9 protein-coding genes are annotated in these 17,065 nt (G+C 59.6%); 4 read left to right on the top strand and 5 right to left on the bottom strand.

What is annotated here, in order from left to right; genetic code table 11:
• Positions 1–6: 6 nt before the first annotated feature.
• On the top strand, positions 7–4,188 hold the full coding sequence (gene rpoC / locus SFU85_04695; protein MDX6766067.1) for a DNA-directed RNA polymerase subunit beta': 4,182 nt from the start codon (positions 7–9) through the stop codon (positions 4,186–4,188).
• Positions 4,189–4,427: 239 nt separating this feature from the next.
• Here the strand turns inward: rpoC and araD are convergent, their stop codons facing one another.
• From araD to SFU85_04680, 3 genes are read right to left on the bottom strand one after another with little or no spacing between them, the layout of a single operon-like run.
• The gene (gene araD / locus SFU85_04690) at positions 4,428–5,126 is read right to left on the bottom strand and encodes an L-ribulose-5-phosphate 4-epimerase AraD (protein MDX6766066.1); all 699 of its coding nucleotides are present in this window, start codon (positions 5,124–5,126) and stop codon (positions 4,428–4,430) included.
• Entirely contained in the window at positions 5,123–6,637 is a 1,515-nt protein-coding gene (araA, locus tag SFU85_04685; protein ID MDX6766065.1) for an L-arabinose isomerase, read from the bottom strand. The genes araD and araA overlap by 4 nt, the downstream gene beginning before the upstream one ends.
• Positions 6,634–8,286 (bottom strand): ribulokinase, encoded by a 1,653-nt coding sequence (locus tag SFU85_04680; protein ID MDX6766064.1) that lies wholly within the window; start codon positions 8,284–8,286, stop codon positions 6,634–6,636. Before SFU85_04680 ends, araA begins: the two co-directional genes overlap by 4 nt.
• A gap of 85 nt (positions 8,287–8,371) precedes the next feature.
• Between SFU85_04680 and SFU85_04675 the strand changes: the two genes are divergently transcribed.
• Positions 8,372–9,391: a LacI family DNA-binding transcriptional regulator gene (locus tag SFU85_04675; GenBank protein ID MDX6766063.1), complete on the top strand. Its 1,020-nt coding sequence runs from the start codon at positions 8,372–8,374 to the stop codon at positions 9,389–9,391.
• Positions 9,392–9,545: 154 nt separating this feature from the next.
• Here SFU85_04675 and SFU85_04670 read toward each other — a convergent pair whose 3' ends face one another.
• A complete protein-coding gene (locus tag SFU85_04670; protein ID MDX6766062.1) occupies positions 9,546–11,048 on the bottom strand; it encodes a glycosyl hydrolase family 28-related protein in 1,503 nt (500 codons plus the stop codon).
• Positions 11,049–11,746: 698 nt separating this feature from the next.
• Here SFU85_04670 and SFU85_04665 point away from each other — a divergent pair.
• The gene (locus SFU85_04665; protein ID MDX6766061.1) at positions 11,747–13,321 is read left to right on the top strand and encodes a glycosyl hydrolase; all 1,575 of its coding nucleotides are present in this window, start codon (positions 11,747–11,749) and stop codon (positions 13,319–13,321) included.
• Here the strand turns inward: SFU85_04665 and SFU85_04660 are convergent.
• Complete coding sequence (locus tag SFU85_04660; protein MDX6766060.1) at positions 13,310–15,346, bottom strand: alpha-amylase family protein; 2,037 nt, start codon at positions 15,344–15,346, stop codon at positions 13,310–13,312. The genes SFU85_04665 and SFU85_04660 overlap by 12 nt on opposite strands.
• Positions 15,347–15,651: 305 nt before the next feature.
• On the opposite strand from SFU85_04660, the gene SFU85_04655 reads away from it, so the two are divergent.
• Positions 15,652–16,893 (top strand): hypothetical protein, encoded by a 1,242-nt coding sequence (locus SFU85_04655; GenBank protein ID MDX6766059.1) that lies wholly within the window; start codon positions 15,652–15,654, stop codon positions 16,891–16,893.
• The last annotated feature ends 172 nt before the right edge of the window (positions 16,894–17,065 follow it).

Raw genomic sequence — 17,065 nt, 5'->3', positions numbered from 1 at the left:
TCGACCATGAGCAGAGAAACCCAGACAGCACGCGAAGTCCTTGGAGCCGAAAAATCAGTCGGCTTCGACCAGGTGGCCATTTCGGTCGCCTCCCCGGAAACCATCCTTTCCTGGAGCCGGGGCGAGGTGAAGAACCCGGAGACGATCAACTACCGGACGTTCAAGCCCGAAAACGGGGGCCTTTTCTGCCAGCGCATTTTCGGACCGGTCAAGGACTACGAATGCGCCTGCGGCAAATACAAGCGTATCAAGTACAAGGGGGTCATTTGCGACCGTTGCGGCGTCGAAGTCACCGTCGCCCGCGTCCGCCGCGAGCGCATGGGCCACATCGAACTCGCCGTCCCCGTCTCCCACATCTGGTTCTACAAGTGCATGCCCAGCCGCATCGGCTTGATGATGGACATGACCGCCCGTGACCTCGAGCGCGTCATCTACTACGAGGATTACCTCGTCATCGAACCCGGCCAGACTCCGCTTGAATCCCGCCAGCTCCTCAGCGAAACCGAATTCCGCGAAGCCCAGGACCAGTACGGCGAAGACGCCTTCACCGCCAAGATGGGCGCTGAAGCCATCCGCGATTACCTCAAACAGCTCGACCTCGATGCCGTTTCCCAGGAACTCGAAGCCAACCTCGGCACCACCAAGAGCAAGCAGCTCCGCAAGAAGCTGGCCAAGCGCCTCAAGCTCGTCGGCGGTTTCATCAGCTCCGCCACCCGCCCCGAGTGGATGATCCTCGAAACCCTCCCCGTCATCCCCCCGGACCTGCGCCCGCTCGTTCCCCTCGAAGGCGGACGTTTCGCCACCTCCGATCTGAACGATCTCTACCGCCGTGTCATCAACCGCAACAACCGCCTGCGCACGCTCCTGCAATTGAAGACCCCCGAGGTCATCATCCGCAACGAGAAGCGCATGCTCCAGGAGGCCGTGGACGCCCTCATGGACAACGGCCGCCATGGCCGCCCGGTCACCGGCGCCGGCAACCGCCCGCTCAAGTCGCTCTCCGACATGCTCAAGGGCAAAACCGGACGCTTCCGCATGAACCTCCTTGGCAAGCGCGTCGACTACTCCGGGCGTTCGGTCATCGTCATCGGCCCCGAGTTGAAGCTGCACCAGTGTGGTCTGCCCAAGAAGATGGCCCTCGTGCTCTTCGAACCCTTCATCATCCGCCGCCTCAAGGAAATGGGCTACGTCCACACCGTGCGCAGCGCGAAGAAACTCATCGAACGCCGCGAACCCGTTGTCTGGGACATCTTGGAAGAAGTCACCCAGGGACACCCGGTCCTCCTCAACCGCGCCCCGACCCTGCACCGCCTCTCGGTCCAGGCTTTCGAGCCCACGTTGATCGAAGGCGAAGCCATCCGCATCCACCCGCTCGTCTGCACGGCCTACAACGCCGACTTCGACGGTGACCAGATGGCCGTCCACGTCCCGTTGTCCGTCGAAGCCCAACTCGAGGCCCGCGTGTTCATGCTCGCCCCGAACAACATCTTCGGCCCCTCCAACGGCAAGCCCATCACCACCCCGTCCCAGGACATCACCCTCGGCGCCGCCTACCTGACCGCCAAGCCCCGCCGTCTGCACGGCGAGAAAAAAGATGCGCGCAAGCCCATCATGGACAGCCCGGACGAGGTCATGTTCGCCATCTCCGAAGGCGTCATCGGTGTCCACGACCCCATCATCTACAAGAACCCCGACCTCGGCAAAGACACCGTCTTCGGTGACAAGACCAGCCGCATGCTCGAAACCACCTCTGGCCGCGTCCTCTTCAACGAGATCTGGCCCAAGGAACTCGGGTTCTTCAACAAACCCGCGGGCAAGAAGGCCATCGGCGAACTCATCCACCGCTGCTACCAGAAGTGCGGCCACGACGAAACCGTCGCCATCCTGGACCGTTTGAAATCCCTCGGATTCACCTACGCCACCCGCGCCGGTATTTCCATGGGCATCGAAGACATGATCATCCCTGATGAAAAAGCCGGGATCGTCAAACAGGCCCACGACCGCGTCGGCACCGTCGAAAAACAATACCGCATGGGCGCCATCACCGATGGCGAGCGCTACAACAAGATCATCGACATCTGGACCCAGGCCACCGACAGCGTCTCCAGCGTCATGTACAGCACCCTGGAACACAACAACGGTCGCCGCGAAATCAACCCCGTCTTCCTCATGGTCGACTCCGGTGCCCGCGGTAACCGCAACCAGGTCCGACAGCTCGCCGGCATGCGCGGCCTCATGGCCAAGCCCTCCGGTGAAATCATCGAACGTCCGATCCTGGCCTCGTTCCGCGAAGGCCTCTCGGTGCTCGAATACTTCATCTCCACCCACGGCGCCCGCAAGGGTCTGGCCGACACCGCGCTCAAGACCGCCGATTCCGGCTACATGACCCGCAAGCTCGTCGACGTCGCCCACGACGTCATCATCACCGAGGAAGACTGCGGCACGGTCAAGGGCATCTGGGTCAAGTCGATCTACGAAGGCGACGACGAAATCGTCCCCCTCCGCGAACGCATCTTCGGCCGTGTTTCCTGCGACGACATCGTCGATCCGGTTTCCGGCAAGGTGGTCGTTGCGGCCAACGATCTCATCGACGAACTCAAAGCCGAAGCCATCGAGAAGCTGGGCCAGGAACGGGTGCGCATCCGCTCGGTCCTCACCTGCGAAACCCGCCGCGGCGTCTGCGCCGCCTGCTACGGTCTCAACCTGGCCAACATGCGCCCGGTCAAACTCGGGGAATCTGTCGGCATCATCGCCGCCCAGTCCATCGGCGAGCCCGGCACCCAGCTCACCATGCGCACGTTCCACATCGGCGGAACCGCTTCCCAGGTCTTCAAACAACCCCAGATCAAGGCTCGTCATGACGGCGTCGTCCAGTATTCGGACGATCTCCGTTACGTCGAAAGCAAGGAAGGCAAGTTCATCGTCCTCAACAAGGGTGGCTCCATCAGTGTCCATGGCGACGACGGACGCGAACTTGAGCGCTACACCCTCGTCCTCGGCGCTGAAATCACCATCGCCCCCGGCAGCAAGGTGAAAAAGAACGCCGTCTTCGTCGAGTGGGATCCCTACAACGTTTCCATCCTCAGCGAGAAATCAGGGAAAGTGGAATTCCGTGACATCATCGACGGTGTGACCATGAAGCGCGAAGTCGACGAAGCCACCAAACTCGTCGGCACGGTCATCATCGAACACAAGGAAGACCTGCATCCGCAGATCGTCATCCTTGGCGACGACGGTGCCCCCCAGGCCGCCTATTCCATCCCGGCCGGCGCCCACATCGAGGTCAAGGAAGGCCAGATCGTCCAAGCCGGCGAGCGCCTGGCCAAGACCCCCCGCAAAGCTGCCAAGAACAAGGACGTGACCGGCGGTCTCCCCCGCGTGGCCGAACTTTTCGAAGCCCGCAAACCCAAGGACGCTGCGGAAATCGCCAAGATCGATGGCGAAGTCAACCTCGGCGGCACCTCCCGCGGGAAGAAGCTCCTCATCATCCGTGACCGCGAAACCGGTCTCGAAGAAGAGCACCAGATTCCGCTCTCGAAGCACCTCATTGTCTACCAGGGCGACCTGGTCAAGAAAGGCCAGCAACTCACCGAAGGCCCCGTCGTTCCGCACGAAGTGCTGGAAATCTGCGGACCGCAAGAATTGCAGGAATACCTGGTCAACGAAGTGCAGGAGGTCTACCGCCTCCAGGGTGTGCAGATCAACGACAAGCACATCGAGGCCATTGTCCGCCAGATGCTGCGCAAGGTGAAGGTCACTGAACCCGGCGACACCACCTTCCTCTGGGGCGACCAAGTGGACCGTCTGGTTTTCGAAGAAGAAAACCGCCGTATCTCGGAAAAAGGCGGGATGCCCGCCGAAGCCACCCCGGTGTTGCTTGGCATCACCAAGGCTTCGTTGGAAACGGAGAGCTTCATCTCCGCCGCCAGCTTCCAGGACACCACCCGTGTCCTCACCGATGCCGCCACCCTGGGCAAGACGGACAACCTCCGTGGCTTCAAGGAAAACGTCATCATGGGCCACCTCATCCCGGCCGGAACCGGCTTCCATACCTACCGCCGCATCAAGCTGGTGCAGTTGGGCGAGGAAGTGGGCGAACCGCTGGTCGGCATGGAAGACAAAGCCTCCGACGCCGACATGGCCGCCGCCAAAGTGGCCCTGGAAATCCCGCCCGCGCTCGCGGGTTGAGATTGCCGGCCCAGCCGGTAAGCGAACATTCAAAAGCCCTCCCGGAAACGGGAGGGCTTTTTGATGAGGTAGATGTCTATTGAACCCCGAAAAAGTCAGATCCCCGTGACTGAGCGAAAGAATCAGCGGGAGGGCGAGGCTCCCGCCGAGCCAGTTATTGGATTGATCTCCCAAGGGTGGCCCAGCGGGAGTTTCGCCCTCCCGTGAAGTACGAGAACGAGCTCTAAAAAAGCAGATGCCTAAATCGAGTTGCCGTACGTTGCGGTGGGACCGTGTTTGCGGAAAAAATGTTTGTCCAGCAGGGTGGGGTCTAGAGGTGGGCATTGCGGGGATAGTCGCAACGTGTCCAGGGCCATGACCGCCACCAATTCGAGGGCCTGGGCGTATTCCACCGCTTTCAACCCTCCCGTGCCCCACACAAAGGGACCATGCCCGCGCACCAACACGGCCGGGACATCGACCGGGGAAAGGTCGCGGAAGCTCTCCAGAATGACGCCGCCGGTTTCCCATTCGTAGGCTTGGAGGATTTCCTCCTCCGTCATGGCCCGTGTGACCGGAACCGGTCCGTGAAAGTGGTCGGCGTGGGTGGTGCCGAAGCAGGGGATGGCGAGGCCGGCCTGGGCAAAGGCCACCGCCGCACGGGAGTGGGTGTGGACGACTGAGCGGATGACTTCGGGAAAAGCCTTGAGCATTCGCCGGTGGGTGGGGGCGTCGGAGGAGGGATTCAGCTTGCCCTCCATAACGGTTCCTTCGAGATCCATCAGGACCATGCTTGCGGGAGTGATCTGGTCGTAGGGCACTCCGCTCGGTTTGATCGCCATGACCCCGGTAGCGCGGTCGACCACGCTGACGTTGCCAAAGGTCAGGTCGACCAATCCGGTGCGTTTCAGCAGGATGTTGGCTTCACAGCATTCTTCGCGGAGGGAGGAGTGGTTCATGCGGCCCCGATGCCCCGGGCGAGGTGATGGTAGACCTCTCCCAGTTCGATTTCACGCTGGAAATGACGCACCGTGGTATCGGCATCGATGACCAGCGCTTCGATCCCGGCCAGGGTGGCGAAATCCAGCAGCACTTCCGTGCCCACGGAATAACTCAGGGCGGTGTGGTGGGCCCCTCCGGCCAGAAGCCAGGCGGTGCAGGCGGTTTTGAAATCCGGACGGCACTTCCACAGCGCGCGTGCCACCGGCAGTTTCGGAATGGGCTTCGACGGACGCACCACATCGACTTCATTGATCACCAGACGGAAGCGGTTGCCCAGGTCGACCAGGGAGGAATTGGTGGCCGCACCCGCCGGGCTGTTGAAGACCAACCGCGTGGGATCTTCCTTGCCGCCGATGCCCAAGGGGTGGATCTGCAGGCTGGGTTTGCCGTCGGCGATGGTCGGGCAGACTTCCAGCATGTGCGATCCGAGGACGAGGGGATTCTTAGGATCGAGGTGATAGGTGTAGTCCTCCATGAAGGAGGTGCCCCCCTTCAGGCCGTGCCCCATGACCTTGACCGCGCGGAGCAGGGCGGCGGTTTTCCAGTCGCCTTCCGCCCCGAAGCCGTAACCGTCGGCCATCAGCCGTTGGACGGCCAGTCCGGGAAGCTGGCGCAGCCCGTGCAGGTCCTCGAAGGTGGTGGTGAATCCCTTGAAGCCCCCTTCGGTGAGGAAGTCCCGCAATCCCAATTCGATGCGGGCGGCGTCGCGCAGGGAGCGGTGGCGGGCCCCGTTTTTCTTCAGGGCGGGGGCCACGGTGTAGTCGTTCTCGTAGGCTTGGCAGAGTGCGGTCACGGCTTTTTCCGTGGCGTTGTTGACGCGGGCCACCAGATCGCCCACCCCATAGCCGTTGACGGAGAAGCCGAAACGGGCCTCGGCCGAAACCTTGTCGCCATCGGTGACGGAGACCTGGCGCATGTTGTCGCCAAAACGGGCGAACTTCGCCCCCTGGGCGTCGTGCCAGGCGAGGGCGGCACGGGTCCAGCCGCCGATTTCATCGAGGGTGGTCTGGTCGCTGCGGTGACCGACCACGACCTTGCGGGCCAGACGCAGGCGGGAGTGGAGGTGGGCCGCCTCGCGGTCGCCGTGGGCAGCCTGGTTCAGGTTCATGAAGTCCATGTCGATGGCTGCCCAGGGAAGATCGCGGTTGAACTGGGTGTGCCAGTGGAGGAAGGGCTTGCGCAGGGAAGTCAGCCCGCCGATCCACATCTTGGCTGGGGAGAAGGTGTGCATCCAGAGGATCAGTCCGGCGCAACGGGCTTCGGCGTTGGCTTCGGCGACGAGGGCGCGGATTTCCTCCGGGGCTTTCATGACCGGCTTGAAGCGGATGGGGAGGGGAATTTTTTTCGAGCGGTTGAGGTCGTCGACGATGCGCCCGCTGTTTTCTGCCACCTGTTTGAGGGTGGCGGGACCGTAGAGGTGTTGGCTGCCGGTGACGAACCAGAGTTCGGCCTGGGGGAGTTGGATCATGGTTGGGATTCTTGTTTGAGTTGGAGAAGGTCTTTCATCACGCGGGAGAGATCGGCCCGGGCTTGCACCCCGCCGAAAGCGTCATGGACCTGGCGGTAAAGCTGGAAGAGGCGTTCGTAGGTGGCTTGGGACGCGGGAACCGGCTTGTAGCTTTTATCGCTCAGCGAAGTCATGGCGGCCTGGGCGGAGGCGAAGTCGGGGTGCAATCCGGCCACGACCGCAGCGGCGACGGCCGCTCCCAGGGCGCAGGCCTGTGAAGACGAGGTGACCCGCATCTCGCAGCCGGTGACGTCGGCGTAGATCTGCATGAGCAAGGGGTTCTTTTCCGCGATGCCCCCGGCGCAGACGATGCGCTCGATGGGAACGCCGTATTCCCGGATGCGTTCGATGATCATGCGGGCGCCGAAGGCGGTGGCTTCGATCAGGGCCCGGTAGATTTCCGCGCGGGTGGTGTAGAGGGTCTGGCCGACCAGGAGGCCGGTGAGGAGTTGGTCGACGAGGATGGTGCGGTTGCCGTTGTTCCAATCCAGTGCCAGCAAGCCGGATTGTCCCGGGCGGAGGGAGGCGGCTTCCGCGGTCAGCTTTTGGTGGAGACCGGCGTCGCCCTGGCAGACTCCTTCCACCCACCACTTGAAGATGTCGCCGACGGCGGACTGGCCGGCTTCGATGCCGACAAAACCCGGGAGAATGGCCCCGGGGACGATGCCGCAGATGCCAGGGATGTCGGCCACCTTGCGTTCGGCGCTGACGACCAGACAGTCGCAGGTCGAGGTGCCGACCACCTTGACCATGGTGCCCTCGGCCACACCGCAACCGATGGCGCCGTAGTGCACGTCCATTTCCCCAATGGCGATGGGGATGCCGGGGGTGAGGCCGAAGCGTCGGGCCCATTCCGGGCTGAGGCGGCCAGCTTGCACGGAAGCATCATGGGCCTTGGAATACAAGCGGCGGCGCAGCGTGGCCAGTTTGGGATCGAGGAGGGTGAGGAAGGCTTCGTCGGGCAGACCGCCCCAGCTTTCGGAGTAGATCGCCTTGTGCCCGGCGGCGCAGACGCCGCGCTGGATGTCCTCCGGTTTGTCGACCCCGGCCAGGACCGCCGGAACGTAATCGCACAATTCCACCCAACTGTGGGCCGCGTCGAAGACCTCCGGGGCCACATTCAGACAGTGCCAGATTTTGGCCCAGAACCATTCGGAGGAATAGGTCCCGCCGCACTTGGCCAGGAACTGGGGGCGGTGTTGTGAAGCCAGCTCGGTGATCCGCGCAGCTTCCGAGAACGCGGTGTGGTCCTTCCAGAGCCAGCATTGGGCATCGAGATTGTTTTTCCACGCGGGCAAATCGGCCAGGGCCCGGTTGGAGGCATCGACCGGAATCGGACTCGATCCGGTACTATCGACGCCCAAGGCCATGACAGCGCCCGGGGCCAAGCCCGCCAGGGCGAGGGCCTTTTGGACTGCCGTGGTCATGCTGGAGAAGTAATCGGCGGGATGTTGCCGGGCCAGCAGGTGGTTGGCGGGGTCGAGCAGCACGCCTTCCTGGCCGGAGGGGTAGGGGGCCGAAGCCGTTCCCAGTTCCTTTCCCGTGGCGCTGTCGACCAGCAGGGCCCGCACCGAGTTCGTGCCAAAATCAATTCCCAGGGTCGCTTTCATGGAGCCATCATGGAAAGAATTGGAAAAAGGACAAAGGCTGCTTCACTTGACAGTAATGTCAGAAAGTTCAAAAAGCCGAATCACCATGACCGATCTGGCCTCTGCGGCCGGGGTGAGCAAAAACACCATCTCGCTGGCCCTGCGCAACGACCCGCAGATTTCTGCCGACACCCGGGCACGCATCCGGACCTTGGCGCGGAAAATGGGGTACCAGACCCATCCGGTGGTGGCCCATCTCATGACGCAGTTGCGGCTGTCCCGCACCGGGCGGTTCCGCGCTTGTCTGGCCCTGGTCAACGCCAACCGCGACCCCAAAGCCTTCCGCCGCCATCCCACCGTGCCGAGTTACGTCGAGGGATGCCGTCGGCGGGCGAAGGAGGCCGGTTACGAGTTGGACGAATTCTGGCTGCACGATCCGGAAGTATCGACCAGTCGTCTGGTGCAGATCCTGCACACGCGCGGGATCAGCGGCGTTTTGCTGGTGGGACTGATGAGTGAGAACCGGTTGCCGGAGGAACGGGCTCTACTATGGAATTCCTTTCTCTGCATCGTCACCGGGGTGCGGACCCGCCAACCGGCCCTTTCCTTTGCCTGTGCCGACCACCACGACCTGGCCTTCCGTGCCGTGCGCGAATGCCTGGCCCTGGGCTACCGGAGGCCGGGGCTGGTGTTGGACGGGGTGATTGATGAGTTGGTCGACCGCCGGTTCTCATCCGGATTTACTGCCGGCCAGGCAGCGTTGCCGAGGTCGGCGCGGACCCGGCCTTTTTTTGACGTGAGCGCGGCCGACCGCGACCGGAGCCGTTTCAACCGCTGGCTGGGGCAGGAACGTCCGGATGTGATCCTGACGTTGTACAACCGCATCCGCGACTGGGTGGAGGAGGCGGGTCTGCGGGTGCCGGAGGACCTGGGCTTGGTGCAGTTGGAGTGGCGCAAAAAAGAACCCGAATGGGCGGGCATGGACCAGCACAACGACGTCGTGGGTGAGGCTGCCGTGGACATGTTGATCGGATTGTTGCAACGGTCCGACAACGCCGTGCCCGAGTTTCCCAGGGCCACTTTGATCGGCAGCACCTGGCGGACGGGATCAACTCTCAAATCGTAAAACCATTGAGTCGGCAACAGAATCTGCTGCAGTGTGATCCGCCCGAGGCGGTCTGCCGAGCCAGCTTGAGGTCATTCTTCCAACGGGCGGCTCAGCCCCGCACGCTTGCGGGGGGGGACACGTGATTCGCCCTCCCATAAGGCAACTTTGTCTCCTACTTAAGTGATCTTCTATATGCCGCCTGGGACTCCCATAAGTTGACTGGTTTGAATTCCGTGTCGCCCGGTTCGACCCACGGGCCATCCGGATCTTGCGCGGGCGTGAAATTCCCGAATCCCACCACGTTGATCAGCGGCCAGTCTTGGGTCGGAGGGATTTTGGGAAAGTTTCCCTGGCCGCGAATGGCCCAAAACGTCGTGCGCGCCCCGCTGTGTGGCCCGCGATCCAGTCGCCCGCTGCTCTCGAACAATCTCCGGGGATCGCCCGCATCGAAATCGGTGAACAAATTCTCGTAAGGGGCATTGCGGTGATGATCGCAATTGATCGCGACACCCGAACCCTTGGTGAAAACGTTGCCGTTGGCATAACCTTCCACGGTCAGGTCATGCACATAGGTGGTTTCAAATCGGAATCCGTGGAAAAGCGCATCCTGGGTTCTGCTCGTGGCCCACAAGGCATGATGACCGGTGAGGCCCGTTCGTTTCAGCGCACGCGTGGTGAAACCATCCACGGTGCAAAAACGGCTTCCTCCCATGATGACGCCATTGTCCGCATCGGTGACGGTGACATTCCGGATCCAGCAATCAACTGCACCTTTGATGTGCACTGCGTTATAACCTTCCTCTTGCAGATGGGGTCTTTTGGGCACACCCGGAAACTCAAAACCGATGTTCTCCAGTCCGCTGCCTCGAAGCGTCGGGGCCAACGCCAAAACCTCGGGTTTCCACTCCAGCCGCACGTCCACCCGCAAAGGACGGTCTAGGGTGATTTTTTGGCCGTCCACGGCTTTCACCTGCGCCGCCCAATCGACTGGAGTCTTGAGGTTGGGTGTGTCAGTGCCGGGTTCCAGGAGATTCCCGTGAAGATGACGGAGGAGTGAATGATCCGGCGGATCCTGCATGACCAACCGAATCCAATCTCCGACCTTGAGGGTGTCCGTTGAGGCGAGATACAACAGGGAATCGCCGCGTTTCGATGGAGCCACCACTTCGCTCAAGCGCTGGCCCTTGTCGGTCCCTTGCATGGTGACAAAACCTCCCGTGAACGAGTACGCCGCTTTCACGGCATCGACATTGGCCCGCGGGCGAATTTCAGAAAGGGGTTTGGGCATAACCAAGACCGACTTGTCCGGTCCTTCCCCGCGAAGCACAACCCGGCTGCGATGGATTTCCACCACATCGGTGATGACATACCGGCCCTCGGGTACCCAAACCGCACCGCGCTCCCCGACGGCATGGAGTGCGCGCTGGAACGCCGCCGTGTCGTCCGAGCTGCCATCGCCTTTTGCCCCATGTTCCTTGACGCTGGTGAGCACGGGATAATCGGGAATCGGCTCCCGCCCACAGGCGTAACCGGCCAGGCTAAAATCAGGAAGGCGGGAGGCTGGGCTCCACAACTCGCCGGAAACACCCCACAAGGCCGACGTCTGGTCCGCTGCGGCAGCGCCTCCCGAAACGTGGAGCCAAAGAACTGGGAGAAGGATCAGCCACTTAATCATCGATTCAGGGTCTCCCAGCCATTCAAGCGCGGTCGAACGATATGAGCAAGCAAAGCAGGTCGAAGCGATCATAGGGTGGATGGCGTCGGGTCTCCTTGTGGCTCCGGGGGTAGCCCCGATTCAGACTCGGGGCTTGGGTTTGCCTTACGGCTTGGGAAACGTCCTTCGCCAGCCTGCGGCTGGCTCCGGAGGTAGGGCTCGGTCTTCTGATAGGCTAGTCATGTTGATTTCAGTTATGATCTTCAGAGGCAACTTACCACTCTTAGCCACTTTTTTCCACTGTTTCGATCACCCATTTGGTATCAGTTCTGGTATCAGTTGTGCCTTCGATTGCCCTTGGTGGGCCAGACGTCTGCGTATCCTTTCAAGAGTTTTAGTGGTGCTCCATAAGAACTATACTGTCTGAAAGAAACGGTGTGCAGGCGGATCAAAGGTGGCCTTTGTTACATTAACGCGTTTAGGTCGGAGCCGATTGCCGGGATGGTGTATCCGAATATGTTCGCCGCATGAATTCATCCTTGGTCTGTGAAAATCAGACGATGGATGAATGGAAAACGGTTGTTCAACTTGCATGATGTCATTTGGCTAGGGGCGAATGAATGGATCCAGGCGGTTTCTCTTCCATTTACCCTTATCCTGTCGATTCCGGCTAAAATCCTGGCGAAATCTCATCTGGCGTTAAACTGACAGAAAATCACATGATCCGAGTGACTAATGAATCACTTTCCGCGCCGTTGCGTCGACCTTGGAAGAAAGGCATAGCCGTGGGGCGTGCCTATGATCTGTTGCGGGCCGATCTCCTTGACCACCTCCGGTGGCTACAAAAAGAGATAGGATTCTACTCCTGCCGGTTTCACGCAGTCTTCCACGACGATATGGCTGTCGTAAAACGGCGTTCGGATGGGTCGATCGTTTATCAGTGGCACCATTTGGACAAGGTATACGACGCTCTTCTGGACATGGGGCTGAAGCCGTTTGTGGAGCTTAATCCGATGCCTGCCGCCCTTGCATCTGGTTCACAAACGATGTTTCAGTACAAAATGAACGTTACTCCGCCACGACTTTGGTCGGAATGGCACGACTTGGTGCAAGCGTTCGGCCTTCACTGTGTGGAACGATACGGATTGGAAGAAGTAAGGGACTGGCATTTCGAAGTCTGGAATGAACCAAATCTCGCGGGCTTCTGGAGTGGAACGAAACAGGACTACTTCCGGCTCTATTCCCACGCCGCCCATGCGCTCAAAAGTGTTGATTCTTATTTGCGCGTGGGCGGCCCGGCAACTTCCAAAGCGCATTGGTTGAATGATTTTCTTGAATACTGCGATAAAGAAGCCGTGCCGCTGGATTTTCTCTCCACCCATTTGTATCCCCAGGACGAATTCGTCGAGTATGCGAACCGTGAGTCCAGCCCGCATGCCCCGGGAGCATTTTTCGGGGATATCGTACGATCTGTGAAACGGCAGATGCTTGATGGCAAGAAGACCGATTTGCCAATCCACTGGACGGAGTGGAATACCCAGTTGGCCACGAGTTCAAAGGATGTGACATGGCTCGACAACCGCTACGTCGATAGTTTGCATGGAGCCTCCTTTGTGGCGAGGCAGATGACCGAGCTGGATAATGAGGCGGATAACTTCACCTACTGGGTGGCGAGCGATCTGTTTGAGGAGTCCCCCCAGCCGAATACCCCCTTTAGCGGAACCTACGGACTTCTCACCGTCCATGGACTGCCTAAAGCGACTGGAAATGCTTTCAGATTCTTGGAATGTCTCCGTGGTCCGAGACTTGAATTTTCTCCGGGACGACAACTGCCCGAACACTGCGGAGGTGTCGCAACATTGGAGGGGCGATCCATACGGGTCCTATTGTGGAACGACATTCCACCAGGAATGGAAGCGACAGAATGGGACGACGCGCTACAGCTGGTGTTGTCCCCACCCATAAGTGCAGATTCATGGTTGCTGACTTCCAGGCAGATCAAGGCCGGGTCAGGGAGTTGCTGTGAAACTTGGGAAACTATGGGCCGCCCCGTGAATCTTACCGAGCAACAAATGGCGGTCCTGGCTGCGCAATCAGAGCCCGCTTCGCGGGTGGAAATTTTGTCACCTGATGAGAAGGGCGTCCTCCAGACCGCTTTTCGCCTTTTGGCCAACGAAGTCTTGTTGATGGAATTCAGTCCAAGCGGTCCTTCTGCCCAGCCCAAGGGAAATCTGCTTGCTTCCGACGAGAATGAATTCTTGGAGCAGGCGATGGGGGATCAATCACGCGAATGACCTGTTATGATTGCGGGCTGGGAAAAAGCCCGGAGCCCGAAGCAAGAGGCGGCCTTTACAGGAAGGCAGGATAAATCCACCTCCCGGGATTTTATCCAATTCCTTGCCCCCGTTTCCTTCGTCAATAATTCGAGTAATTCCAGGTGGCACTCGTAGTATTTCCCCGGAAAACGACGAGGCTTCTTCGATGATATCGATGGCAAGGCATTTGCGTGTCGGAATGTAATGCAGCAATGTCAGGATCAGGTCTCTCCGCTGTCGGCGGGGAATCACGAGCATCGTGGTGGGCAAGCCGTCGCCCACAGGTGCAGGACCGATCATTTGCCGCATGACACGCCGCCAAACATCCCTGGCGGCGCCATTGCCGAATTCCCGATACTCACGAAAGATGGGGTCGGCAAACCAGACGAATCGCTGCCCCGATACCACGGCAGGATACGGGCTGGGGTTTTTCACCGGCGGGGCCTGGAAATGGGAGGAAAAAGTCAAATCGGTCCGGTGGAAATAGGGCGGAACGCGGTCGACCAAAACCCGGACACCACGCCCACAGGCCAGATTCGTCCCGCGGCTGTAGATCACCCGGTCGCTCGCTGCCATCTCCGGCCAAAAGGATTTTTTCGTGCGCCAGTATGTTGGCCAGGCTGGAGTCTCCTGTTGCGGGCGAACAGGGAGAAAAGTCAGTGCGGGCCGGCCGTCTGGCTTGAAGCCGGACCTGTGGGAAAGGATGAGCTTTCCGCCGGCCGCATAATACTTCCGGAGTTTTTTTTCCAGTGCCGTGGTGATTACTGTGGAATCCGGCAGGATGATCAGGGCATAAGGGTCCAGATCGGACTGATCATCCAACAAGGCCGCATCATAGTGGCTCTCCTCGCACATCAGGATGGCTCCCTCGTCCGATTTGCCGGTTTCCACCAGGTTGCTGTCCGGATGGTTGGCGGTGAGGATTCCGACATGGGGAATGGGGATGGACCCGGCGTAAAAGGATTCGGCTGAGGCGCACTGGCGGTAAACTTCACCGATCAAACGGTAAGCTGCCGAATCCAGTGTGCCGCGGGGCGGAAGTTGGTCGCCGACCGAATTGGCGCCGCCGTGGGCTTGGGAGCGGAAGCATTCGTATTCCAGTGCGGCCTGAGATTTGATGCCTCCAAAGTCGCCCCACATTCTTTGGAATCGTCCGGTCTGACCCAGCCATGGCTTGCCCCACCGGCCCGCGCTCCGGGCGAGGCGGGGAAAGTGGTGGTACCCCCAAAAGCCGGAGGGAAGAGATTCGATTTCGACATGGCTGCAGTATTGGGTTCGGGACCGGCCGCCGGTGCCGTCGATGAAGACATCGAGTCCCGAGTTGTAGAATACCGAGGCACGCGGGGCTATGCCCTTGAGCAAGCGGGTGAAGCGCGATGCAAAAGAGGACACGGCTGCAGACTGGAAGCGTTGGAATGTGCCTGGATCCGGAGCACCAAATCCGTGCCTTTCCCGGAAATTCATACTGGCAGCGCCATAGTGCGCCATCGGTGAAAACATCACGATGTCATAGAACAGACCATCGATGTCGTACAAATGGCAAAGCTCACGGGTGTGTGCCTCCAGGTAATCCTGATAGTCGGGATGCAACCAATCGAGAAAATGCCAGCCCCCGGGTTGGGTGGGTAGCTGAGGGTCTGGATTGGCGCACCGTGCGAAGATCCCATCAGCCTGCAGCATCCTCCATGCGGGAAATAGCCTGGCCGATTCCTCGTCCCAACCCACCGTGGTGTATACAGGGCAGCGGATGTCTGCCTTATGCAGCGCCTCGATCATTTCACCGAGCAGATCTCGGCCCCTCAAGCCCGGATGAATCGGGGCCACCTGGGATGGATAGTAGCAAAATCCATGGTGGCAACGGGCAAAAATGGTCACGCTGTTGACGTGCGCACGGCGGAAGGTCTCCACGAATTCAGCAGCGTCGAACTCCGAACCGATTTGCCCGATAAGCGGTGACGTGTGAAAATCGAGATGTACCTGTCTGCTCCTGCAATCAATTCGCATAAAACAGTTTGTTGGATGACCTAATGCGGGCAAGCAAGAGGGAAGTTAACACGTTCAGGCTATTTGTCTGCCTAAGCAAAATGGCGGCCATGACGGAAGTCAAGCGCCGCGTGCTCACCCGCCCACGGATGCCCGGGCCTCCCAGCAGCGTGGTGTTTCCCATTCATCGATTCAAAGTGCGTGATCCCACCAACCCCGAGGAGACAATCAAGATAGCTTCAACTTGAAGGCAAGGCCAGTCTTAAGACATAACGTGTTAAGCGTCAGTAAACTAGTGGGAAAGAAAGGCGGGTGCAAATTACACATTGAATAACTTAGAACTTAATATGCACACAAAAGCACCCAAGACTGAAGGAAAGAAGGTCGCCCTCGGTGCCATTGGGTTGTCGCTCACACTTCACGGAGTCTGCTTTTTAGCTGTGGGAAGCTATGTCATCCTAGAGGGGGTGGTGCCCAAGACTCCATTTTTGGAAGCCGAAGTTGGTCAAACGCTGGAACCGGAGGTAATCGAAATGCCGGAAAATGAGGAGGTTGCCCCGACACCGGATATTCCCCATTTGGAATCGGATTTCGCGCCTACTGCGGTTGATAACCGTGAAAATTTTTCGACCCCAGCCGATGTGATTGTATCAACGGCCCCTAGCGGTTCGTCATTCACGCTCCCTCCGGCTTTGGGTTTGCCCGCCGTCAACGCGATATCGAACAACGGGGATAGGGTTACTCCAGTAAAGGAAGCCGATCAGCCAAACAGCCGAAAAGTCGCACTTCGAACCATGTCGAGTCTTTTTGGATCACGGGAGCAGAGCACAGATGCCCTCACGGGCCATTTTTACGATCTGAAGCAAACGGCCGACAGGCAACCCAGTCCGATGGCGAGTTTCAAAGGGGAGGTGATGGGAAACAACCCCCAGAACACCCGTTACCTGCAGGTGATAGCGGATTTTGTGAACCGGGATTGGGATGTGAAAACCTTGGAAAACTATTTCAAGGCGCCCAAGGATCTCTCCTCTTACATGATTTTCATACCGAGAATGAGCGCAGATGAAGCGCCCAAAGCCTTTGCCGTGGAAAAAATAGTCGAACCCCGTCGCTGGGTGGTCCACTACAAGGGTACTTTCAAGTCCCCGCTCACGGGCCGTTTCCGCTTCGTGGGCCGGGCGGATGATGTGCTCATGGTCCGCTTCAACAAGAAAGACGTCTTTGATGGGTCCCTGTCCCAGATTGTCAAAAGGGTCAAGCGGGAGCCGATGGGTGCCCGGATGAACGACACCGGTAAAATGGAGACCGAAAGATCATTTTTGCTGGGGGGGGATTGGTTCAATATGGAACAAGGACAGGACTATCCGATTGAAGTGTTGCTGGGTGAACAGCCCGGTGGCGCTTTTTATGGGTTTCTTCTCATCGAGGAATCCGGAAAAACCTACCCCGAACGGCCCAACAACAAGGGCCCGGTCCTGCCAGTCTTTCAAATGTCGCCGACCAAACTGCCAAGATACGAGGCGGAGAAAAATGCCCCTACCGTGGATCAGGAGTGGTCGTCCAACTGAAAGAGCAGACATAGTCGCTCCTGCGATCCTGCTTAGAGCCTATCCGGATAACCCGCGTGACCCGCGCTGGGGGTCAATAAGCCGTCCGGCGAGGCGCGAGAAGGGAGCAGGTATGAAATATACCCGTGACCGACGAGCAACGAAGCGGGGCGGCTTTTTGGCCCCAGCCCGG

Source organism: Candidatus Methylacidiphilales bacterium (assembly GCA_033875315.1).
Classification (GTDB): Bacteria; Verrucomicrobiota; Verrucomicrobiia; order Methylacidiphilales; family CAZTYG01; genus JANRJG01.
This window is presented reverse-complemented; position numbering and strand designations above follow the sequence as displayed.

Coding starts and splice junctions, on each gene's coding strand:
- rpoC (MDX6766067.1), top strand. CDS start 7: ATGAGCAGAGAAACCCAGACAGCACGCGAAGTCCTTGGAGCCGAAAAA.
- araD (MDX6766066.1), bottom strand. CDS start 5,126: ATGAACCACTCCTCCCTCCGCGAAGAATGCTGTGAAGCCAACATCCTG.
- araA (MDX6766065.1), bottom strand. CDS start 6,637: ATGATCCAACTCCCCCAGGCCGAACTCTGGTTCGTCACCGGCAGCCAA.
- SFU85_04680 (MDX6766064.1), bottom strand. CDS start 8,286: ATGAAAGCGACCCTGGGAATTGATTTTGGCACGAACTCGGTGCGGGCC.
- SFU85_04675 (MDX6766063.1), top strand. CDS start 8,372: ATGACCGATCTGGCCTCTGCGGCCGGGGTGAGCAAAAACACCATCTCG.
- SFU85_04670 (MDX6766062.1), bottom strand. CDS start 11,048: ATGATTAAGTGGCTGATCCTTCTCCCAGTTCTTTGGCTCCACGTTTCG.
- SFU85_04665 (MDX6766061.1), top strand. CDS start 11,747: ATGATCCGAGTGACTAATGAATCACTTTCCGCGCCGTTGCGTCGACCT.
- SFU85_04660 (MDX6766060.1), bottom strand. CDS start 15,346: ATGCGAATTGATTGCAGGAGCAGACAGGTACATCTCGATTTTCACACG.